This is a genomic window from Pseudomonas frederiksbergensis (genome assembly GCF_001874645.1).
Lineage (GTDB): Bacteria > Pseudomonadota > Gammaproteobacteria > Pseudomonadales > Pseudomonadaceae > Aquipseudomonas > Aquipseudomonas frederiksbergensis_B.
Window position 1 is genome coordinate 4,101,109 of the sequence record NZ_CP017886.1, and the last position, 22,182, is coordinate 4,123,290.

21 protein-coding genes are annotated in these 22,182 nt (G+C 57.0%); 9 read left to right on the top strand and 12 right to left on the bottom strand.

Annotation, left to right across the window (positions count from 1 at the left end; translation table 11 throughout):
- Positions 1 to 173: 173 nt before the first annotated feature.
- From BLL42_RS19665 to BLL42_RS19685, 5 genes are all read right to left on the bottom strand, one after another.
- A complete protein-coding gene (locus BLL42_RS19665) occupies positions 174 to 1,088 on the bottom strand; it encodes a glutamate/aspartate ABC transporter substrate-binding protein (protein ID WP_071555801.1) in 915 nt (304 codons plus the stop codon).
- 396 nt (positions 1,089 to 1,484) lie between these two features.
- Complete coding sequence (gene glpD, locus BLL42_RS19670; protein WP_071553567.1) at positions 1,485 to 3,023, bottom strand: glycerol-3-phosphate dehydrogenase; 1,539 nt, start codon at positions 3,021 to 3,023, stop codon at positions 1,485 to 1,487.
- A 241-nt stretch (positions 3,024 to 3,264) separates the two neighbouring features.
- Positions 3,265 to 4,020 (bottom strand): DeoR/GlpR family transcriptional regulator, encoded by a 756-nt coding sequence (locus tag BLL42_RS19675; protein ID WP_071553568.1) that lies wholly within the window; start codon positions 4,018 to 4,020, stop codon positions 3,265 to 3,267.
- Positions 4,021 to 4,115: 95 nt separating this feature from the next.
- On the bottom strand, positions 4,116 to 5,621 hold the full coding sequence (gene glpK / locus BLL42_RS19680) for a glycerol kinase GlpK (protein WP_071553569.1): 1,506 nt from the start codon (positions 5,619 to 5,621) through the stop codon (positions 4,116 to 4,118).
- A 77-nt stretch (positions 5,622 to 5,698) separates the two neighbouring features.
- Positions 5,699 to 6,550 (bottom strand): MIP/aquaporin family protein, encoded by an 852-nt coding sequence (locus tag BLL42_RS19685; protein ID WP_071553570.1) that lies wholly within the window; start codon positions 6,548 to 6,550, stop codon positions 5,699 to 5,701.
- A gap of 370 nt (positions 6,551 to 6,920) precedes the next feature.
- Here BLL42_RS19685 and ybaK point away from each other — a divergent pair, with 370 nt between their 5' ends.
- Together ybaK and BLL42_RS19695 are read left to right on the top strand one after the other, a co-directional pair.
- Positions 6,921 to 7,391 carry a Cys-tRNA(Pro) deacylase gene (gene ybaK, locus BLL42_RS19690; RefSeq protein ID WP_071553571.1) on the top strand — a complete coding sequence of 157 codons (471 nt, stop codon included), beginning with the start codon at positions 6,921 to 6,923 and terminating at the stop codon, positions 7,389 to 7,391.
- A gap of 98 nt (positions 7,392 to 7,489) precedes the next feature.
- Positions 7,490 to 8,272: a PhzF family phenazine biosynthesis protein gene (locus tag BLL42_RS19695; protein ID WP_071553572.1), complete on the top strand. Its 783-nt coding sequence runs from the start codon at positions 7,490 to 7,492 to the stop codon at positions 8,270 to 8,272.
- 104 nt (positions 8,273 to 8,376) lie between these two features.
- Here the strand turns inward: BLL42_RS19695 and BLL42_RS19700 are convergent, their stop codons facing one another.
- Together BLL42_RS19700 and argF are read right to left on the bottom strand one after the other, a co-directional pair.
- The gene (locus BLL42_RS19700; RefSeq protein ID WP_071553573.1) at positions 8,377 to 9,486 is read right to left on the bottom strand and encodes an ABC transporter ATP-binding protein; all 1,110 of its coding nucleotides are present in this window, start codon (positions 9,484 to 9,486) and stop codon (positions 8,377 to 8,379) included.
- Entirely contained in the window at positions 9,483 to 10,403 is a 921-nt protein-coding gene (argF, locus tag BLL42_RS19705) for an ornithine carbamoyltransferase (protein ID WP_071553574.1), read from the bottom strand. Before argF ends, BLL42_RS19700 begins: the two co-directional genes overlap by 4 nt.
- 414 nt (positions 10,404 to 10,817) lie before the next feature.
- Here argF and plzR point away from each other — a divergent pair, with 414 nt between their 5' ends.
- The 3 genes from plzR (at position 10,818) to grxD (ending at position 13,780) form a co-directional block, all read left to right on the top strand.
- Positions 10,818 to 11,108, top strand: a complete 291-nt coding sequence (gene plzR, locus BLL42_RS19710; RefSeq protein WP_071553575.1) for a PlzR type 4 pili assembly inhibitor — start codon at positions 10,818 to 10,820, stop codon at positions 11,106 to 11,108.
- A 124-nt stretch (positions 11,109 to 11,232) separates the two neighbouring features.
- Entirely contained in the window at positions 11,233 to 13,341 is a 2,109-nt protein-coding gene (locus tag BLL42_RS19715) for a molybdopterin oxidoreductase family protein (protein ID WP_071553576.1), read from the top strand.
- Between the two features lie 97 nt (positions 13,342 to 13,438).
- Positions 13,439 to 13,780 (top strand): Grx4 family monothiol glutaredoxin, encoded by a 342-nt coding sequence (gene grxD, locus BLL42_RS19720; protein WP_071553577.1) that lies wholly within the window; start codon positions 13,439 to 13,441, stop codon positions 13,778 to 13,780.
- 197 nt (positions 13,781 to 13,977) lie between these two features.
- On the opposite strand, the gene bfr is transcribed toward grxD, so the two are convergent.
- Together bfr and BLL42_RS19730 are read right to left on the bottom strand one after the other, a co-directional pair.
- Complete coding sequence (bfr, locus tag BLL42_RS19725; protein WP_071553578.1) at positions 13,978 to 14,451, bottom strand: bacterioferritin; 474 nt, start codon at positions 14,449 to 14,451, stop codon at positions 13,978 to 13,980.
- Positions 14,452 to 14,650: 199 nt separating this feature from the next.
- Entirely contained in the window at positions 14,651 to 14,869 is a 219-nt protein-coding gene (locus BLL42_RS19730; RefSeq protein ID WP_071553579.1) for a bacterioferritin-associated ferredoxin, read from the bottom strand.
- 316 nt (positions 14,870 to 15,185) lie between these two features.
- On the opposite strand from BLL42_RS19730, the gene BLL42_RS19735 reads away from it, so the two are divergent.
- Entirely contained in the window at positions 15,186 to 15,788 is a 603-nt protein-coding gene (locus BLL42_RS19735) for a peroxiredoxin (protein WP_019693358.1), read from the top strand.
- 72 nt (positions 15,789 to 15,860) lie between these two features.
- Here the strand turns inward: BLL42_RS19735 and rnt are convergent, their stop codons facing one another.
- Together rnt and pyrC are read right to left on the bottom strand one after the other, a co-directional pair.
- Positions 15,861 to 16,535, bottom strand: a complete 675-nt coding sequence (gene rnt / locus BLL42_RS19740) for a ribonuclease T (protein ID WP_071553580.1) — start codon at positions 16,533 to 16,535, stop codon at positions 15,861 to 15,863.
- Positions 16,532 to 17,578 (bottom strand): dihydroorotase, encoded by a 1,047-nt coding sequence (pyrC, locus tag BLL42_RS19745; protein WP_054593806.1) that lies wholly within the window; start codon positions 17,576 to 17,578, stop codon positions 16,532 to 16,534. The genes rnt and pyrC overlap by 4 nt, the downstream gene beginning before the upstream one ends.
- A 156-nt stretch (positions 17,579 to 17,734) precedes the next feature.
- On the opposite strand from pyrC, the gene BLL42_RS19750 reads away from it, so the two are divergent.
- Entirely contained in the window at positions 17,735 to 18,643 is a 909-nt protein-coding gene (locus BLL42_RS19750; protein WP_071553581.1) for a flagellar protein MotY, read from the top strand.
- A 129-nt stretch (positions 18,644 to 18,772) separates the two neighbouring features.
- Complete coding sequence (locus tag BLL42_RS19755) at positions 18,773 to 19,990, top strand: argininosuccinate synthase (protein WP_019693354.1); 1,218 nt, start codon at positions 18,773 to 18,775, stop codon at positions 19,988 to 19,990.
- 197 nt (positions 19,991 to 20,187) lie between these two features.
- Here the strand turns inward: BLL42_RS19755 and BLL42_RS19760 are convergent, their stop codons facing one another.
- On the bottom strand, positions 20,188 to 20,895 hold the full coding sequence (locus BLL42_RS19760; protein ID WP_071553582.1) for a hypothetical protein: 708 nt from the start codon (positions 20,893 to 20,895) through the stop codon (positions 20,188 to 20,190).
- Between the two features lie 484 nt (positions 20,896 to 21,379).
- Between BLL42_RS19760 and BLL42_RS19765 the strand changes: the two genes are divergently transcribed.
- Complete coding sequence (locus tag BLL42_RS19765) at positions 21,380 to 22,006, top strand: response regulator transcription factor (protein WP_054593803.1); 627 nt, start codon at positions 21,380 to 21,382, stop codon at positions 22,004 to 22,006.
- Positions 22,007 to 22,182 lie beyond the last annotated feature (176 nt).

The following is a 22,182-nucleotide window of genomic DNA, read 5'->3' on the forward strand; positions in this document are numbered from 1 at the left end:
ATCGATGTACAAGTGCCCGCCTGGGGAAACTCCGTTCCCGCCCCGACTGAAAGTCGGGCACACACGATCGGCTCGACAACCACCGGTTCGAGTGTTTCCAGAAAATGCCAGCAGGTAGTGACAGCCTCCTGAAAGGGCGCAGGCCCTGTCAGGAGGTAAGACTTAGTCAGAAATCAGGATTTCTTTTCTTCAGCCGCTTTGTCGGTCGGGTTGGCGATCAGGGCCTTGAGCTCGTCGCTCATCGGGAACATCAGGTTCAGGCCTTTTGGCGGGATTGGCTGCATGAACCACTTTTCGTAGATCTTGTTGATCTCGCCGGACTTGTAAGTCGCAACGATGGCGTCGTCGACAGCCTTCTTGAACGGCTCGTCGCCCTTGCGGACCATGCAGCCATAGATTTCGTAGGACTGTGGAGTACCGGTCACGGCCCAGTCAGTCGGCTTCTTGGCCTTGGCCATTTCACCGGCCAGCAAGGCGTCGTCCATCATGAAAGCGACAGCACGACCCGATTCCAGCATCTGGAAGGATTCGCCGTGGTCTTTGGCGGAAATGACGTTCATGCCCATCTGCTTGTCGGCGTTCATAGACTTCAGAATGCGCTCGGACGTGGTGCCGGCGGTGGTCACGACGTTCTTGCCTTTGAGGTCAGCGAAGTCTTTGTAGGTCGAGTCTTTTTTCGACAGCAGCTTGGTGCCGATTTCGAAGATGCCAACGGAGAAGTCAACTTGTTGCTGACGCTCGGTGTTGTTGGTGGTGGAGCCGCACTCGACGTCCACGGTGCCGTTTTGCACCAGTGGAATACGGGTTTGCGAGGTGACCAGGTTGTACTTGACCTTCAGGTTCGGCATGTCCAGGTCTTTTTTGATGGCTTCGACGATTTTCAGCTGAATATCGTGGGAGTAGCCGACCGGTACACCGGAAGCATCTGCAATGTAGGAAAACGGAATAGAAGCGTCGCGATGCCCCAGAGTAATGGTGCCGGACTCTTTGATCTTCTTCAGGGTGCCGGTGAGTTCGGCGGCGAAAACTGGCGTGCTGATCAGTGCGGCAGCAATGGCTACGCCCAGGATATGGGGAACGATACGCATCAAATTTTCCTCGACATTGTTTTTATATGGAGCCAGTTCGTCGGCCCTTTTGTACTGCGGAATGCCTTGACGGCTCCTGAAGTGTTGGCACATCGGACATTCGTCCCAAAGTGTAGAGCATGAGTCGTGCCAGGCCGGGCTTGCTTGATCAAGCTACTGATTTTAAAAGAGATTAGATATTTATGGCGTTGACTTTCAGGGCAGATTATCCGGTTTACCGAATCGACCGATGGGTCGTGTTCGGAAAACCGAATGCAAAAGATCGCAGCCTGCGGCAGCTCCTGCATTGGAATGCGACCCCCTGTAGGCGCTGCCGCAGACTGCGATCTTTTGATCTTCTAAACAAAAGCCCCTGAGTCTCACGACTCAGGGGCTTTTGTTGAGCCGGATTACCGATCAGGCCGCTTCAATCTTGCTGCGGTTCTGCTCGACCTTGTTCAGGTACAGCCGCACGTTCTCTTGTTCCGCCTGGGTGGTGAACAAGCCCAGTTTGCTGCGACGCCAGAGAATGTCGTGGGCGGTGGTTGCCCATTCTTCGTTGCACAGGTAATCAACTTCGCGGGTGTAGAGACCGCCACCCAGGTGTTCGCCCATGTCGTTCAGGCTCCGCACACCCTCGAGCATGCGCCAGGTGCGGTTGCCGTAGCTGGTGGCCCAGCGTCGGGCAATTTCCGTCGGCACCCAGTCGAACTTGTCGCGAATCAATGCACTCAACGCCTGCGGCGTGGTCATGCCTTCACCGCCCGGCAGGGTCGCGTACGCGGTCCAGCTCGGCTTCATGTCCTTGAAGTACGGCGCCAACTGAGCCATGGCCGACTCGGCCAGTTTGCGGTAGGTGGTCAGCTTGCCACCGAACACCGACAGCAGCGGGGCTTCTTCAGCGCTGCCAGACAACGCCAAGGTGTAATCACGGGTCACGGCCGAAGGATTGTCGGATTCGTCGTTGCACAACGGGCGAACGCCGGAATAGGTGTGCAGGATGTCGCTGCGGCTGACTTGTTTCTTGAAGTGCGCGTTGACCACTTTCAGCAGGTAATCGGTCTCGCCTTCGGTGATCGCGACTTTCGCTGGATCGCCGGTGTACTCGCGGTCCGTGGTGCCAATCAGAGTGAATTGATTGAGGTACGGAATGGTGAACACGATGCGCTGATCTTCGTTCTGCAAGATATGTGCGTGTTCGCCTTCGTACAGCTTCGGCACGATCAGGTGGCTGCCCTGGATCAGGCGGATACCGTAAGGCGATTCCATCTTCAGGTCATCACGAATGAACTTGGCGACCCATGGGCCGGCGGCATTCACCAGCGCCTTGGCGCGGATCGAGAACAGGCTGCCATCGGCGCGTTCCAGGTTCAGCTCCCACAGGCCTTTGCTGCGACGGGCACTGACGCAGCGGGTCTGGGTGTGAACGTGGGCGCCTTTTTCGCGGGCGGCCATAGCATTGAGCACCACCAGGCGGGCGTCGTCGACCCAGCAATCGGAGTACTCGAAGCCTTTGGTGATTTCGCTTTTCAGCGCACTGTCGGCACCGAACTTCAGGCTTTTGGAGCCGGCGAGTTTCTCCCGTTTGCCAAGGTTGTCATAGAGGAACAGGCCTGCGCGGATCATCCACGCCGGGCGCAGGTGCGGGCGGTGCGGCAACACGAAGCGCATCTGCTTGACGATGTGCGGGGCCTTGGCCAGCAGCACCTCACGCTCGGCCAGGGCTTCACGCACCAAGCGGAATTCGTAATGTTCGAGGTAGCGCAGGCCGCCGTGGATCAGCTTGCTGCTGGCGGATGAGGTGTGACTGGCCAGATCGTCCTTTTCGCAAAGGAACACCGAAAGACCGCGGCCGGCGGCATCTGCTGCAATCCCCACGCCGTTAATCCCACCGCCAATGACGGCGATATCGTAGACCTCGGCAAGAGGGGGCATGGGCAAGGTTGAAGTGGGCATCGGCTGGCCTCGGGGTTCTTTTAATATTTGAATTCGAACATTAATGTTCATTTGCGAAAATGGTAGCGCATAAATACAGGCGCGACCAGCCGGCTTCGATTGAAAAAACTGATCGAAGGGGGGGGCGAAGCGAACATTTTCGAACGGCAGAAATGAAAAGATCGCAGCCTGCGGCAGCTCCTACGGGTACATGACCTACTGTAGGAGCTGCCGCAGGCTGCGATCTTTTGAGGGTGGAGGGTTAAACCACTTCCAGCCGAATCTTGTGCTGGCTCAGCAGTTGCGCCAATGCCGGCACTGGCGCGTGGTCGGTCACCAGGCAGTCGATCAGGCTGATCGGTCCCAGGCGAACCATGGCGTTGCGGCCGAACTTGCTGGAGTCAGCTGCCAGCAAGACTTGCCGGGCGTTGGCGATGATCGCCTGGGAGACCCGCACTTCCTGGTAGTCAAAGTCGAGCAGGCTGCCGTCTTCATCGATACCGCTGATACCAACCAGCGCAAAGTCGACCTTGAACTGGTTGATGAAGTCGACGCAGGCCTGACCGACTACACCGCCATCACGGCGTACGTTGCCACCGGCCAGCAGGACTTCGAAGTCATCCTTGGCGCTGAGGATCGAGGCGACGTGCAGATTGTTGGTGATCACCTTGAGCTGGCTGTGATTGAGCAGCGCTCGGGCGATGGATTCGGTGGTGGTGCCGATATTGATGAACAGCGAGGCGTGATCGGGGATCTGTGCGGCGATGGCTTCGGCGATGCGTTGTTTCTCATCGCGCATTTGATCGGCACGCATGGCGTAGGCAGTGTTTTCGACACTGGAGTCGTAAGCTGCGCCGCCATGATAGCGGCGCAACAAATTCACTTCCGCCAATTGATTGATATCGCGGCGGATGGTCTGCGGTGTAACGACGAACAGCTGAGCCATTTCCTCGATGCTGACGTAGCCGCGTTCGCGGACCAGTTCGAGGATTTGCTGCTGACGGGGAGGCAGATTCATGGGGCTTCCTTTGGGCTGCCGTGCAAAATTTGCCCATGATGCCGTACGAATCAGCTCCCTGCCAGTTACAACCGGATACGAATCCGGTACTTGGCTTATTCAGCGCCCTCGTGCGGTTCCCAGTCGCGGGTACGGCTGACGGCCTTTTTCCAACCGGCGTAGAGTTTTTCCTTCGCGGCTTCGTCCAGTTGCGGGTCGAACTCGCGCTCGATCACCGCCTTGCCGCGCAGCTCTTCCAGGCTGCCCCAGAAACCGCAGGCCAGGCCGGCCAGGTAGGCGGCGCCCAGTGCGGTGGTTTCACGCATTTGCGGGCGTTCGACCTTGGTGCCGAGGATGTCGGCCTGAAATTGCATCAGGAAGTTGTTCGCGACTGCGCCGCCGTCGACGCGAAGGGCCTTGAGGCGTTCGCCGGAGTCCAGTTGCATGGCGTCGAGTACGTCGCGGGTCTGGTAGGCAATCGACTCCAGTGCTGCGCGAATGATGTGATCCACGCGTACACCGCGCGTCAGGCCGAACAGTGCGCCACGGGCATACGGGTCCCAGTACGGCGCGCCGAGGCCGGTGAAGGCGGGCACCAGGTACACGCCGTTGCTGTCCTTGACCTTGTTGGCGAAGTATTCGGTGTCGTGAGCGTCGTTGATGATCTTCAGTTCGTCGCGCAACCACTGAACGGTGGAGCCGCCATTGAACACCGCGCCTTCCAGCGCATAAGCGACTTCGCCGCGTGGGCCACAGGCGATGGTGGTGAGCATGCCGTGTCTGGATTTCACCGCTTTGTCGCCGGTGTTCATCAGCAGGAAGCAGCCGGTGCCGTAAGTGTTTTTCGCCTGGCCCGGTTCCACGCACATCTGGCCGAACAGTGCAGCCTGCTGGTCGCCGGCAATACCGCCGATGGCGATGCCGCTCTTGGTGTGGCCATAGATTTCTGAGGACGACTTGACCTCCGGGAGCATCTCGCGCGGGATGTCCAGCACCTCGAGCATCTTCGCGTCCCACTCCAGGGTGTGGATGTTGAAGAGCATGGTGCGCGAGGCGTTGGTGTAGTCGGTGACGTGGGTCTTGCCGCCAGTAAATTTCCAGATCAGCCAGCTGTCGATGGTGCCGAACAGCAGTTCGCCTTTGCGTGCGCGTTCGCGGCTACCTTCGACGTTGTCGAGGATCCACTTCAGCTTGGTGCCCGAAAAGTACGGGTCGGTGACCAGGCCGGTAGTTTCGCTGATGTATTGCTCAAAGCCATCGCGCTTGAGTTGCTGGCATATTTCGGTGCTGCGGCGGCACTGCCAGACGATCGCGTTGTAGATCGGCCGTCCGGTGGTCTTGTCCCAGACCACGGTGGTTTCACGCTGGTTGGTGATGCCGATGGCCGCCACCTGATCGTGATGCAGGCCGGCTTGTGCCAGCGCCTCGACCATTACGGCGCTTTGGGTGGCGAAGATTTCCATCGGGTCGTGTTCGACCCAGCCGGCCTGTGGATAATGCTGGGCGAATTCACGTTGTGCGGTGCAGACCACGTTGGCGTCACGGTCGAAAATGATCGCCCGGGAGCTGGTCGTACCCTGATCGAGGGCAATGATGTAGTTCTTATTCTGAGTGTCGGTCATGTCGATTGCCTTGGACGAAAAAAAGGAGTGGGTTGGGGCGCGTGATCAATGGTGGGCAGGATCACGCGCTACCGCGTTCAGGAAATTCGTGCTTTGCCGTCAATGGCCTGTTCTGCATCCTTTGTAGCAATTACGGGGCTTGGCAGGTGACGGGCAATCAGCCCGCGGTAAGCTGCCGCGCCGAGGCAGGCACCGACGATCGGTGCAAAAACCGGAATCAGGAAGTACGGAATATCACGGCCGCCAGTGAAGGAAATTTCACCCCAGCCAGCGAAGAAAGTCATCAGTTTAGGACCGAAGTCTCGTGCGGGGTTCATCGCAAAACCAGTCAGCGGGCCCATCGAGCTACCAATCACGGCGATCAGCAGGCCGATCAACAGCGGCGCCAGTGGGCCTTTAGGCAGGCCATTGTTGTCGTCGGTCAGGGACATGATCACGCCCATCAGGATGGCGGTGATGATCACTTCCACCAGAAACGCCTGGCCCGTCGACAGGGCAGGGTTCGGGAACGTGGAGAACACCGAGGCCAGTTCAAGGCTGGCTTGTGTGCCGCGAACCATCTGGTGAGTTTGTTCGAAATCGAAGAACAGGTTGCTGTAAAGCGTGTAAACCAACAACGCTGCGCAGAAGGCGCCAGCGACCTGGGAGAAGATATAGAACGGCAGTTTACGCTTCTCGAAATCGGCGAAAATGCACAGCGCGATACTGACGGCCGGATTCAGGTGAGCGCCGGAAACACCCGCGGTCAGATAGATCGCCATGCTGACGCCGATCCCCCAGATAATGCTGATTTCCCATAGCCCAAAGCTGGCGCCAGCGACTTTGAGCGCGGCAACACAGCCAGTACCAAAAAAGATCAATAAGGCAGTACCCAGGAATTCGGCCATGCATTGGCTCGAGAGCGATGGTTGTTGTGATGCAGTTGTCATTGAAAACCTCGTTTTTTGTTGTTGTTGGGCGCTCTTTTCGAAATGGTCAGAGCGCGATTTTCACCGAGGCAGGATCCCCATCCTGGTCTCGGCCTGCTGCCGGGTGCTGCGCAGAAACGTTTGCGCATTATTCAGATTCGAAAAAATATAGACAAGAAACACTGCTGTCAAAGGTCGAAAGTGAACCAGTGGTCATATTTAAACTATTAGTCAGATGGATGATCATCTGAGTGACCTCGCGAGGTCGCTGGATTTTCTCCTGTGTTTGCCTGTCCTTAGGTGAGTAGGGCCCGGTAATAGAGCCTTTTGCGTTGTGATGACCTAGAATCCAGCGCAGTATTTTTCTTCTATCGCCAGGCTTGGAGCTGCCATGACCCCCGCATTGGATCTGTTGAAAAAAGTTCGTGCCGAACATCGCGTGCACAGTTATGAACATGATCCGAAGGCGGCCTCCTACGGTCTGGAGGCAGCGGAAAAGCTCGGCCTGGATCCGGCGCAAGTGTTCAAGACGCTGCTGGCGGCGAGTGAGAAGGGGGAGTTGCTGGTGGCGGTCGTGCCAGTCGTCGGAAGCCTGGATTTGAAAGCGCTGGCGCATGCCGCCGGGGTGAAGAAAGTCGAAATGGCTGATCCCGCAGCCGCGCAACGGGCGACTGGTTACTTGCTGGGAGGCATCAGTCCGTTAGGGCAGAAGAAGCGTTTGCGCACCTTTATCGATAACACGGCTCAACCTTTCGCGAGCATTTACGTCAGTGCGGGCCGACGTGGTCTTGAGGTCGAATTGGCGGCGACGGTGCTGGCCGAGCATACCCAAGCCAAATTCGCCGATATCGGTCGGGCCTGATCGCCGCGCTGTATGGTGAAAATCGGTGGGGTCTGTCTCTGGTTGCCAGGTAACGGCTGATGCATGCTCGTCTTCGCCTAACAAGAAGGAGAGCACTCATGCAGCTAGCGTTTCATCAGGTCGATGCATTCAGCGACCAACCGTTCAGTGGCAATCCGGCAATGGTCTATCGGCTCGATGCGTGGCTCGCCGATGAGCTGATGCAAAAAATCGCCGCCGAACACAATCTCGCCGAAACCGCGTTTGTGGTACGTGAGGCGCAAGGTTGGCATATCCGCTGGTTCACACCGACCACCGAGGTGCCGTTGTGTGGCCATGCAACACTGGCCAGCGCCTATGTGTTGTTCGAGGTCTATAAAGAGCCGGTCGAGCGCCTGGACTTCATCAGCAAGTCCGGTCCTTTGAGTGTGAGTCGGGAAGGCGAGCGGCTATGGCTGGATTTTCCGGCGATCACACCGCGTGAAGTGGACGTGACCCTCGATGTGGAGCGGGCGCTGGGCGTGCGGGCGGTTGAGGTGCTGGGCTCCAACGAGTTGTTCGTGGTGCTGGAGTCGGAGCAGGCGGTGCTCGATTGCCAGCCGGACATGGCCGCGCTGGCGAAACTGCCCTGGCTTGGCGCAATCATTACGGCGCGCGGTACGCGGCATGATTTCGTCTCGCGCTACTTCGCGCCAGCCATCGGTATCAATGAAGACCCGGTCACCGGCTCGACGCATTGCCTGCTGATCCCTTATTGGTCGCAGCGATTGGGCAAATCAAGTCTGACGGCGTATCAGTGCTCGGCGCGGGGAGGGGCGTTGTTCTGCCGTCTGGAAGGGGATCGGGTGAAGATCGGGGGTCATGCGACGCTGGTGGCCAGCGGAACGTTGATGTTGGGTTGACGTTAAGCTGCGTGAACCTTAAAAGATCGCAGCCTGCGGCAGCTCCTACGGATGTACACCGTCTCTGTAGGAGCTGCCGCAGGCTGCGATCTTTTAGCGGTAGTTCAACTGGCGGTGCTGTACCGACGAACCCCGGACTCTACCGCCGGAATATGCGCCGCCGTGCTGCCGGAGGCCTGGAACAGCACCAGGTGTTCGGCGGCCACGCGAATGCCGACATCGGCGCCGACCAGATGATCGGCATGGCTCGGGAAGATCGATTCCAGTTGGCTGCCGGTCGGCAACTGCAGGCGATACAACGTCGATGCACCCAGAAAGATCTTGCCAACAATCCGTGCCTTCAGTGGGCTGTCGGGCGCGTAAACGATATCGTCCGGGCGCAGCAATACATCCACTGCGCCACCTGTAGGCCAGGTATAGGCGCGATTACCGCGTAGCACACCGAGTTCGGTCTGCACCGATTCCGGGGTCTGCAGCTGACCGCGAATGAAATAACCCTGACCGATAAAGCTCGCCACAAACGGTGTTTGCGGTTCGTGGTACAGGTTGTAAGGCGTGTCCCACTGCTCCAGTCGACCTTCCTTGAACACGCCGACCTGATCACTGACGGCAAAGGCTTCTTCCTGGTCGTGAGTCACCAGAATCGCACTGGTGCCACGGGCCTTGAGGATGTCCCGGACCTCATGACTGAGCTTGCGGCGTAATTCGCCATCGAGGTTGGAGAACGGTTCGTCGAGCAACAGCAGTTGCGGCTCCGGTGCCAACGCTCGGGCCAGTGCAACACGCTGTTGCTGGCCGCCGGAAAGTTCGTGGGGAAAGCGCTTGCCGAGGGGCTTCAGGTTGACCAGCTCAAGCATCTCTTCCGTGACCCGGTCTTTCTGTGGATGCTTGCGAATGCCAAAGGCGATGTTCTCGGCCACGCTCAGGTGCGGGAACAGCGCGTAGTCCTGGAACACCATGCCGATTCGGCGTTTCTCCGGCGCGAGGGTGAAACCGGCGCTGGAGATGGTTTCACCGGCCAGCTGGATTTCCCCTTCGTGAACCGGTTCAAAGCCTGCAATCGCACGCAGGGTGGTGGTCTTGCCGCAGCCGGAGGAGCCGAGCAGACAACCGATGTCACCGGCATTGAGGTGCAGGTTGAGGTTCTGGACGACCCGCTGGTCTTGATACCCGCAGGCCAGATTACGCAGGTTCAGCAGTAATGAATGACTCATGCGTGGTGGTACGCAGGCTCAACGAGAAACTCGAGCAGGGCCTTTTGCGCATGAAGACGGTTCTCGGCCTGATCCCAGGCAACCGAACGGGGGTCGTCGAGCAGATCGAGGCTGATTTCTTCGCCGCGGTGGGCGGGCAGGCAGTGCATGAACAACACATCCTCGGCGGCCAGATCGAGCAAGGCACGATTGACTTGAAACGGCGCGAACAATTTGAGGCGCTTGGCGGTTTCTTCTTCCTGACCCATGGACGTCCAGACGTCGGTGCTGACCAGATGAGCGCCGAGCACCGCATCCCGAGGATCGCGGACGATGGTTACGCGATCGCCGGCCTTGGCCACGAACTCAGGGTTTGGCTCATAGCCCTCAGGGCAGGCGATACGCAACTGGAAGTCGAACTGGATGGCGGCTTCTATATAGCTATTGCACATGTTGTTACCGTCGCCGATCCAGGCCACGGTCTTGCCCTGGATCGAGCCGCGATGTTCGAGGAAGGTCTGCATGTCGGCCAGCAACTGACACGGGTGCAGGTCATCGGACAGGCCGTTGATCACTGGCACGCGAGAGTTGGCGGCGAATTCGGTCAGGGTGCTGTGGGCAAAGGTACGGATCATCACCGCATCGAGCATGCGTGACATGACGATGGCGCAGTCGCCGATCGGTTCGCCACGACCCAGTTGGGTGTCACGGGGCGACAGGAAAATCGCCTGGCCGCCAAGCTGGATCATGCCGGCTTCAAACGACAGCCGGGTGCGCGTCGAGGATTTCTCGAAGATCATCCCGAGTACACGATTTTTCAACGGCTCGAACAGTACGCCGCGGTTACGCAGGTTTTTGAGCTCAATGCCTCGACGGATCACGCTGACCAGCTCTTCGGGCGTGCAATCCATCAGGGAGAGAAAGTGCCTTGCGCTCATCATTGACTACCTTTTTGCAACAGACCGCAGATACTCAAAGCCTTGTTTAACTGAAAAACGGGCGAGACCTGCGGCGAAAGCCGCACGGGGCGACGAAATAGGGGGAGGCGCGATATTGACATTAAATGTCGCGTCTTACCAATAGGCTACGGTTTTTAGGGGATTTCAGAGGGGCTACGGGATAACCGCAGTAGCGCTTTTGAAGCCTGTTTCCTGACAGCAGCGACCTCTTTGTACACTGCCCTCGCGCGCCTTGGCAATCAAGCGGGGCGGGCAACGCACAGTCTCGGTCGGTTTCTGACCTGTCGGCCAGGGTGTTTGCCCGCAGGATCCCGCCAGCCTTCGCTTGAAACATTTGCTAATGCAAAGTGCTGGGTTATAACTAAGTGACGAGCAAGACAGGAAGCCTTTGGAATGGAATCGAAAGAACAGCTATTGGTGGAGTTGCTGGGCCTTACGGCGCGCTCCCTGACCCACCTGACCGCCTCCATGACCTCTATGTCCTTTGAGTTGATGCGCAGCGAGGACGAAGTGACCAAGGCAGCGGGTCGACGGATGATCGACCGCATGGCCACCATCAGCGCCGGAATCGACGAGCACTGGCGCCTGATCGGCGAGCTCACGGGGGTGCACATTGCCCAGGAGCAGATCGAAACCATCCAGGAAATCCAGCTGCAAGCGCCGCCCAGGCTTCCGCAGGGCTGATATCGGCGGGCCTGATGGCCCTCGATTCACAAGACGAACATCGCTGGCGCAGCGCTCAGTCACGGCCCATAGTTTTGTTCCCGCAACCTGATGCCGGTTGCCTCGAATAAAACTGAGAATGGCCATGACCAAGACTCTTCATCACCGTGCCTGTCACCTGTGTGAAGCCATTTGCGGCTTGACCATCGAAACCACCGCAACCGACGACGCTGGCGTGCAAATCACCTCGATCAAGGGTGATCCGCAGGACAGCTTCAGTCGCGGTCATATCTGCCCAAAAGCGGTGGCGCTGCAAGATATCCAGAACGACCCCGACCGCCTCCGACAGCCGATGCTGCGGGTCGGCAGCGAGTGGCAAGCGATTGCCTGGGACGAGGCTTTCGCTCTGGTGGCTGAACGCCTGTCGGCGATTCAGCAGCGCCATGGCCAAAACGCCGTTGCGGTTTATCAGGGTAATCCCAGCGTGCACAACTATGGGTTGATGACCCACAGCAATTACTTTCTCGGCTTGCTGAAAACCCGCAATCGTTTCTCTGCGACTTCGGTCGACCAGTTACCCCATCACCTCACCAGTCATTTGATGTATGGCCATGGTTTGCTGTTGCCGATTCCGGACATCGATCACACCGATTTCATGCTGATCCTGGGCGGCAATCCGCTGGCCTCCAACGGCAGCATCATGACCGTGCCGGATGTCGAAAAGCGTTTGAAGGCGATTCAGGTCCGAGGCGGCAAGGTGGTGGTGGTCGATCCGCGTCGCAGCGAAACGGCAGCGATTGCCGATCAACATGTATTTGTCCGTCCGGGTGGTGACGCGGCTCTGTTGTTCGGGTTGCTCAATACGGTGTTCGCTGAAGGCTTGACCCGTGACAGTCATTTGCCGGTCGACGGGCTGGAGGAGGTTCGTCAGGCCGTCGCATCCTTCAGTGCCGAGGCCATGAGCCCGCTGTGCGCTGTGCCCGCCGAGCAGATTCGTCAGCTGGCGCGGGACTTCGCGGCGGCGAAGACCGCCGTGTGTTATGGCCGTATGGGCGTTTCTACCCAGGCGTTCGGCACGTTGTGTCATTGGTTGGTGCAACTGATCAATCTGGTTACCGGCAATCTTGATCGGGTCGGCGGTGCGCTGTGCACCGAGCCGGCGGTCGATCTGGTGGCGTCGACCTCGGGCGGGCATTTCAATCTCTGGCAAAGCCGAGTGTCTGGCCGTCCGGAATACGCCGGTGAGTTGCCGGTGTCGGCGCTGGCCGAAGAGATGCTCACCGAAGGCGAAGGGCAGGTGCGGGCGTTGATCACCGTGGCCGGTAATCCGGTGTTGTCGACACCCAATGGCCGACAGTTGGAGCAGGCGCTGGACGGGCTGGAATTCATGCTCAGCATCGACCTGTACATCAACGAGACCACGCGTTACGCCGACCTGATTCTGCCGTCGACTTCGGCGCTGGAAAACGATCACTACGACACCACGTTCAATATGTTCGCAGTGCGCAATGTCAGCCGTTTCAATCGGGCAATCCTGCCCAAGCCCGAGGGTGCGCTGCACGATTGGGAAATTTTCGTCGGCCTGGCGCAGGCCTTTGCGGCAAAGACTGGCAAAGAGCTGAAACCGACGATGGCCCCGGCGAAGATGATCGACCTTGGTTTGCGAACCGGACGCTATGGAGATGCGTCGCCGCACAAGCTGTCGGTGGCGAGCTTGTTCGATCATCCTCACGGGGTCGACCTGGGGGCTCTTCAGGCAAATCTGGCACCGCGTCTGAAAACCGCCAACCAGCGCGTGCAGGCGGCGCCACCGGCGATCCTGGCCGACCTGGCACGATTTGCCGCGTTGCAAGCACCGCCTGCCGATGAGCTGTTGATGATCGGCCGTCGCCATGTGCGCAGCAATAACTCGTGGATGCACAACTACCACCGACTGGTGAAAGGCAAGCCGCGTCATCAGTTGCTGATGCACCCGGACGATCTCTCCAGTCGTGGGCTCAGCGATGGGCAACGGGTGCGGGTCAGCTCGCGGGTCGGGGTGATCGAAGTCGAAGTGCTGAGCAGCGTCGAGATGATGAAAGGCGTGGTCAGCCTGCCGCACGGTTGGGGCCATGCCCGGCCGGGAGTGCAGATGACCATTGCCATGGGGCAGCCGGGCTCCAGCGCCAATGACCTGACTGATGAGCGCCAGCTCGATGAGTTGTCCGGAAATGCCGCGCTCAATGGTGTGCCGGTGACTGTCGCGGCGGCGTAAGAATGCCTGTCGGGGAGACCGAGCATGGCGCTTGGCTTTCCGTTACAATGCGTCACCGTGCCGACAACTGAGTCGGAAAGTTCAGCCGAGGTGCTCCATGGATATCATTGAAACTATTAAAGAGCAGATTGCTAACAACACTATTCTGCTTTACATGAAAGGCTCGCCGAATGCCCCGCAGTGTGGCTTCTCCGCGAAAGCCGCTCAGGCCGTCATGGGCTGTGGTGAGAAGTTCGCTTACGTGGACATCCTGCAGAACCCGGAAATCCGTGCCAACCTGCCAAAATACGCCAACTGGCCAACCTTCCCGCAACTGTGGGTCGCTGGTGAGCTGGTCGGTGGTAGCGACATCATGACTGAAATGGCCGCTGACGGTTCGTTGCAGGCCCTGATCAAAGAAGCTGCGGCAAAAGCCGCTGCTGGCAAGACCGAAGCCTGATCAGGATAAGCTTGCAGGCATTACCCATTCCTACGGACTGACATTCACAATAAAGTCGTGGATGTATCCGACTCCTGTAGGAGCTGCCGCAGGTTCGGGCCGCGATCGGACGATCTTCTGATCTTCAGGTAACAAAAAGCCCCGCTTCTCGTAAGAGAGCGGGGCTTTTTATTGAGTCCAGATTAGCGCCGTAGAAGTTATTCGTCGCCCATCTGCGATTGCAGATAGTTCTCAAGACCCACTTTATCGATCAGGCTCAGTTGAGTTTCCAGCCAGTCGATATGTTCTTCTTCGGATTCGAGAATATCTTCGAGCAGTTCACGGCTGCCGAAGTCACCGACTGTTTCGCAATGAGCGATAGCCACTTTGAGGTCGGCATGGCCGGTGCGCTCGATGCGCAGGTCACACTCAAGCATTTCCTTGGTGTGCTCGCCGATGTGCAGCTTGCCCAGGTCCTGGACGTTTGGCAGGCCTTCGAGGAACAGGATGCGCTTGATCAGCTTGTCCGCGTGTTTCATCTCGTCGATGGACTCGTGGTACTCGTGCTTGCCGAGCTTGTTCAGGCCCCAATCTTCATACATGCGCGCATGCAGGAAATACTGATTGATTGCGACCAGCTCATTGGCAAGAATCTTGTTGAGGTGCTGGATGACTGTGATGTCGCCTTTCATGATGGGGTCCTGCCCTTTAATTGCCCTATATCCAGCGGAGTTTGAGCTGAGCAGTTGTTAGTGTCAAACCTAAGTTATTGAATAGTATATGAAAATTAATCGGAATAAGAATGTTTGTGTTCCGCATCCTTGCGCTAAGCGATTGAATTACGGGTATAAAAAAACCGGACGCTAAGTCCGGTTCTTTGGAATGTTCTATTTACGCTGCCGAAAATTCTACAGGGTAGGGGATCGCCGCCTGGCCCAATTGCAATTCGGACAGGGTTTCGCGTACCACTTGCTTGGCAAGGCAGGCGCATTTACCGCATTGGCTGGCAACGCCGGTGGCTTGGCGTACCTCGCGGTAGCTGCAGCAACCTTCATAGATCGCATCGCGGATTTTTCCGTCGGTGACACCAGTGCAGAGGCAGACATACATAAAGTGAGAACCGTCGTGGGTTATGGCTCAATTGCGACGGATCTTAATGTTAACGAGAATGATTGTCAAAGTGGTTTCGGCAGGCTTTGCGTCAGAGCGGCGACTGCCAGACGAACGGCATAAGGCGGCCCGGGATCGTGTCATTAAATCTACCCAGGGGTTTTTGATGTCGTTGCAAAAAGCGCTAAGGAATGCTCAAAAACGCGGTGTATGATGGTCGGTCCTTGCGAACGGCACTCGATTCATGAGCCTGTCGTTTATCCGCGACAGACTGGTTCGATACCGTTCTTCACGCCACCACACCAGGAGATATCCAATGAGCGTACTCGTAGGCAAACAAGCCCCTGACTTCACCGTACCGGCCGTACTCGGCAATGGCGAAATCGTTGACAGCTTCACCCTGTCCTCGGCCATCAAAGGCAAATACGGCCTGGTGTTCTTCTACCCACTGGACTTCACCTTCGTCTGCCCGTCCGAGCTGATCGCTCTGGACCACCGCATGGCTGACTTCAAGGCACGCAACGTTGAAGTGATCGCTGTTTCGATCGACTCGCACTTCACCCACAACGCCTGGCGCAACACCCCGATCAATGCCGGCGGCATCGGTCAGGTTCAGTACATCATGGCTGCTGACATGAAGCATGACATCGCCAAGGCCTACGACGTTGAGTCCGAAGGCGGCGTGGCGTTCCGTGGCGCATTCCTGATCGACGACAAAGGTGTTGTTCGCTCGCAGATCGTCAACGACCTGCCGCTGGGCCGTAACATGGAAGAGCTGATTCGTCTGGTCGATGCCCTGCAATTCCACGAAGAGCACGGCGAAGTTTGCCCGGCCAACTGGAAAAAAGGCGACAAGGGTATGACTGCTTCGCCAGAAGGCGTTGCCGCTTACCTGACCGAGAACGCTGGCAAGCTGTAAGCCACGCGTCAGGCATAAAAAACCGGCTGCTGAGGCCGGTTTTTTATGGGTGGGATAAATCCTGCGACTGAATCAGTCGTTGAAATCTTCCCAGCCGCCCATCTGTTTCCAGCGATTGACGATGCCGCAGAACAGATCGGCAGTCTTCTCGGTGTCGTAGCGAGCCGAGTGGGCCTCGCGACCGTCGAAGTCGATGTCGGCCGCCTGGCATGCCTTGGCCAGGACAGTTTGACCATAAGCCAGACCGGCCAGTGTCGCGGTGTCGAAGCTGGAGAACGGGTGAAACGGATTGCGCTTCATGTCCAGGCGCGTAACGGCGGCATTGAGGAAGCCCAGGTCGAAGCTGCTGTTGTGGCCGACCAGGATCGCCCGTTTGCAGCCGTTGGCCTTCAGAGCCTTGCGCACACCACGGAAGATGTCAGTCAGGGCAGTCTCTTCACTGACGGCCATGCGCAGGGGGTGATCGAGCTTGATCCCGGTGAACTCCAGCGCAGCGGCTTCGATGTTGGCGCCTTCGAACGGTTCTACACGGAAGAAGTAGGTGTGATCAGGGTACACAAAACCTTTTTCGTCCATGCTGATGGTCGTGGCGGCAATTTCCAGCAAGGCGTCAGTGGCACAGTTGAAACCACCGGTTTCAACGTCGACGACAACTGGCAAGTATCCACGGAACCTGGCTGCCATCGGGTGACGTGAACCACCTCCGCCTGAACCTTCCTGTTCGTCGTCGAAATGGTCTTCACTCACGCGTGTTCCTCCAGCAGGCGCCAGCGCAGTTTTTCACCGGCGCGCAGCGGGATGACAGTCAGCTCGCCGAATGGCAGGCTGGTTGGGGCGGTCCATTCTTCGCGGACCAGGGTAATGCGATCGGTGTTCGCCGGCAGGCCGTAGAAACGCGGACCGTTGAGGCTGGCGAAGGCTTCGAGCTTGTCCAGCGCATTACGCTGTTCAAAGGCCTCGGCGTACATCTCGATCGCTGCATAAGCGGTATAGCAACCGGCACAGCCACACGCGGCTTCTTTGGCATGCTGGGCGTGCGGGGCCGAGTCTGTGCCCAGGAAGAACTTCTCGCTGCCGCTGGTGGCGGCGTCAAGCAGGGCGACCTGATGGGTATTGCGCTTGAGAATCGGCAGGCAATAGAAGTGCGGACGAATCCCGCCCACCAGCATGTGGTTGCGGTTATACAGCAGGTGGTGAGCGGTAATGGTTGCGCCAACGTTGGCCGAAGCCTCGTTGACGAACTGCACGGCATCGCTGGTGGTGATGTGTTCGAACACCACTTTGAGCGTTGGGAAACGTTCCACGACCCGGCGCATGTGCTCGTCGATGAAGATTTTTTCGCGGTCGAAGACATCAACGTCGCCGCGGGTGATTTCACCGTGAATCAGCAAGGGCATCCCGACTTCGGCCATGGCCTCGATCGCAGGGAATATCTTGTCGATGCTGGTAACACCGGAATCCGAGTTGGTGGTCGCGCCAGCCGGATACAGCTTGGCGGCGTGAACGAAACCGCTGGCCTTGGCCTCGCGAATTTCATCGGGTGTAGTCCGGTCGGTCAGGTAGAGCACCATCAACGGTTCGAAACGGCTGCCGGCCGGGCGCGCAGCGAGAATACGCTGGCGATAGGCGTCGGCTTCAGCGGCGTTACGCACCGGTGGTACCAGGTTAGGCATGATGATGGCGCGACCAAAGGTGCGCGCGACATCCGCGACAGTATTGGGCAACACAGCACCATCGCGAAGATGAATATGCCAGTCGTCGGGACGCAGCAGGGTCAGGCGGTCGGACATTGGGGATTCCAGGCGGGTCAAACTCAAGGGAATGCTACCGGAAAAGACTCATCCAGGCACTCGCTATCAAGTTTTGCAGCAAGCTTCCGATATGACAAAGGTATGCCGTAATTATATGTATCGGTCTTTTTGTTGTAGAAGCCAGTGGAGCCTCCCGTGCGCCAGCGTTATTTAGCCTTGCTCAGCGTGTTTGCCAGCCTTCCTGCGATGGCGCTCACTTTCCAGACGCGTCTGGAGAGCATCGAGTGGACGGTCGAAGGCGACAAGTTCGAATGCCGCCTGACCCAACCGATTGCTGATTTCGGCTCGGGCGAGTTCGTGCGACGAGCAGGCGAGCAGGCAACCTTTCGTCTGAAGGCCTACAACCCGATGATCGCCGGTGGTTCGGCGACGTTGCTGGCCGCCGAGGCGCCTTGGCAACCGGGGCGCGGCGATATCAATCTGGGTTCGGTCAAAGTCGGCAGCGGTGATGTGCTGTTCAACAGTTCGCAACTCCAGGCCGGACGCCTTATCGGTGGTTTGATGGACGGTCGCAGTCCGCTGATTCGCCATTATTCGCGCGATGGCGGTGTGTCGGAAGTTCGTTTGCTGCCGGTCAGTTTCAGCAAGGCCTACGCCGATTATCAGGCGTGTGTCGCCAAGTTGTTGCCGATGAATTACGAGCAGGTGAAGCAGGCTGAGGTTGGTTTTCCTGGTGGTGGTATCGATCTGGACGCGCAAGCCAAAGCCAAGCTGCAGGTCATGCTGAGCTTCATGAAGGCCGACCCGACGGTCAATCACATCGAACTCGACGGCCATTCCGATAACAGCGGCAATCGCCTGACCAATCGTGATCTGTCCCGGCGCAGAGCGCTGGCGGTGATGGACTTCTTCAAGGCCAATGGCGTTCAAGAATCACAGATCACGATGCGTTTTCACGGCGAACGTTATCCGTTGGCCCCTAACACCAACACCGCCAATCGGGCCAGGAATCGCCGGGTCAACGTTCATCTCGAGCGCGTTGCACCTACCGACAAACCGGCTCCGCAAGTCAGCTCGGCAAGCGGTGCCGCGACGACCTCCTGAACCGGCTGAAATCGTCGCTCGCTCGACATAATCTGTCGCTTCATCATCATAAGCTGTCGCGCCTCTGTAATTTATCCTCTCGCAGCGGTAGACTTCTTGGCTTTCCGTAGAACCCCGTGGAGTGATGGCATGGCGGACGTAAACAAGGTCGTTCTGGCGTATTCCGGCGGCCTGGACACTTCGGTGATCCTCAAGTGGCTGCAGGATACTTATAACTGTGAAGTGGTGACCTTTACCGCTGACCTGGGTCAGGGTGAAGAGGTCGAGCCGGCCCGCGCCAAGGCACAAGCCATGGGCGTAAAAGAAATCTACATCGACGATCTGCGCGAAGAATTCGTGCGTGATTTCGTTTTCCCGATGTTCCGCGCCAACACCGTTTACGAAGGCGAGTACTTGCTGGGTACTTCCATCGCTCGTCCGTTGATCGCCAAACGCCTGATCGAAATCGCCAACGAAACCGGTGCTGACGCCATTTCCCACGGCGCGACCGGCAAGGGCAACGACCAGGTTCGTTTCGAACTGGGCGCTTATGCACTCAAGCCAGGCGTGAAAGTAATCGCCCCTTGGCGCGAGTGGGACCTGCTGTCCCGCGAGAAGCTGATGGATTATGCCGCGAAGCACGCGATCCCGATCGAACGTCACGGCAAGAAAAAATCTCCGTACTCGATGGATGCCAACCTGCTGCACATCTCTTATGAAGGTGGCGTGCTGGAAGACACCTGGACCGAGCACGAAGAAGACATGTGGCGCTGGACGGTCTCCCCGGAGAACGCTCCCGACAAGCCGCAGTATCTGGAGCTGACTTATCGCAACGGCGATATCGTTGCACTGGACGGCGTCGAAATGACCCCGGCTACCGTGTTGGCGACCCTGAACCGTATCGGTGGCGAACACGGTATCGGCCGTCTGGATATTGTCGAGAACCGCTACGTGGGCATGAAGTCCCGTGGTTGCTACGAAACACCTGGCGGCACCATCATGCTGCGTGCTCACCGGGCGATCGAATCGATCACTCTGGACCGCGAAGTGGCTCACCTCAAAGACGAGCTGATGCCGAAATACGCCAGTCTGATCTACACCGGTTACTGGTGGAGCCCTGAGCGTCTGATGCTGCAACAGATGATCGATGCTTCCCAGGCGCATGTAAACGGCGTGGTTCGTCTGAAACTGTACAAGGGCAACGTGATCGTCACCGGTCGCAAGTCTGATGAGTCGTTGTTCGACGCCAACATTGCCACCTTCGAAGAAGATGGCGGCGCCTACAATCAGGCTGATGCCGCTGGCTTCATCAAGCTGAACGCTCTGCGTATGCGCATCGCCGCAAACAAAGGCCGCAAGCTGTTCTGATGCTGTTGGCATGATCAGCCATTGTGGCCCCGTTTGTAATGGGGCCACAATGTGATCGAAGAAATCGTGTGTGGATGTTTGTCTCCTGAATCTGCGTCACTAAGTCCGGTGGCTTTGACCTCCTGGATTGTCTGTACCTCCTTTCTGTTCTGTCGGTGTCAGAGACTATTTGCCCGGCCACTGATACAGGGTGGGTGTCAGTGCTGGCTGACGACGGTCATCGCCAGCGTGCTCAAGTTATAAATCATGTAAAAAGACTCTTTGGACTCTTTGGACTCTTTGGCTTTTGCATCTGATTTTTTGAGTGCTCTTTCGTTAATCAGATGTTCCGACTCGTCGCTCGTCAGAAAGATGATCATGTCACGGTGGTGGTGTTTCCTTAAATAGAGAGTGCTCATCAAACTGTCGAAATCTTTCTTTTTACGAATCCACCGTGTATCAATGATTTGCATGCCGTATATCGATATCGACGCAGGTAAAGACACTTGGTGTTGGCTCGACAGGTTCGCGATGAGTGTTATATAGGCGGGTGGCGCGGGCGCGCTCTGGAGTAGATAGTCGGGTTTACCGCCTTTGATTGAAATCGGTTGATTGTCCTCCTCAACAGAGTCGTTGGTGGCGGTGTTTCTGTTTTTTTGGGGTCGAGCAGCATCGTCGATGACTTTTACAAATTGCTTGCTCTTTTGAAAGTCAGAAGGTGCATACAGTGATTTGTAGTTAAGGTTTAGCGTGATAAAAAATAGAAAGAGCAGGTAAAAAGGGAAGCTGATCAGGAACCAGATGTAAGTCTGGCGCTCCTCGTTGTCAAGGAAGGGTAGCGATAGGGCCGCCGAGGTTTCGGAGAGTGTCGCAAATATCGCAATTATGGTCATCGGGTTGGATATTTTTTTTTGAGTTTTTTTCATTTTTATTGCTCGTTAAGTAGAGTTCTATAGTGGGTTCCTTGTGGGCGAAAATGTTAAGTAATAGTTATTGTCTGGTATCAATCAATGGCTGTTTGTAAGGGAGTTGTAGATCGGTCTGCTTTGCAGTTTTATCACTGTTTTAAACGGATCAATAGCTTTCTTTTGGTGTGATTTATGTAAGGGGGGGCGAGAGTTGGTTGTTTTTTGACAGTGGGTTCATGTTCCAGATTGGCCGGGATGGAGTGTGTATTGTCAGCGTGTTTTTTTGATGTCCGCTGAAGAAAGCAGTTGATCGGAGGAGGGTAAAGCCTCGAGTAAACTTTAAGCGACATTGTTTTTTATGAAAACCTGTAGGGGGAATCCTTGTTGTTTGTAGGGATTGTCTCTCGGTGCGGGTGGTTGGGGTGGGCAGCATCCCAAGGTCGAAACGACTACGCTATTGTGCGGTCTCTAAAAATTCGAACAGCGAAAATTGGACTTGCCCATGAATAAAGTGCTGATCGTGGATGATCACCCCGTCATTCGTCTTGCTGTACGTATGCTAATGGAGCGTCATGGCTACGAAGTCATTGCCGAAACGGACAATGGTGTAGATGCCCTGCAACTTGCCCGCGAACAGATGCCGGATATCGTGATACTGGATATTGGTATTCCGAAACTGGATGGCCTGGAAGTTATTGCACGCTTGACCTCGACCACCATGCCTTTGAAAGTGCTGGTCTTGACGTCGCAGGCCCCCGGTCACTTTTCAATGCGTTGCATGCAGGCAGGGGCAGCCGGGTATGTCTGTAAGCAGCAGGACCTCACCGAGCTGCTCAGTGCAATCAAGGCTGTATTGTCCGGGTATAGCTATTTTCCGAATCAAGCCTTGCACTCGGTTCGCTCAAGTTTGGGGAATGCGAGTGAAGCAGACATGGTGGATCGTCTGTCTGGAAGGGAGATGATGGTTTTACAACAGTTGGCCCGAGGCAAGACCAACAAGGAAATTGCCGATGGAATGTTCCTCAGCAATAAAACCGTCAGTACTTACAAAACGCGTCTGCTATTAAAACTCAATGCTCGCTCGCTGGTAGACCTGATCGAGCTTGCGCAGCGTAATGGTCTGGTTTGAATCGCTCGGGGCGAGCAGTGCTTTGCGCATGGAAAGCGCTTGAAGGTAAGCGAAGTCTGGTCGGATTTTGAGTCGCAGGATGGCTTGCCCTGATGTCCCGGCCGCTCTGGACTCATTGAATCAGAGGGCATTGCCCAGCGGCTGAGGGCTTGGTGAAAAGCCTCCATTTCGGGAGG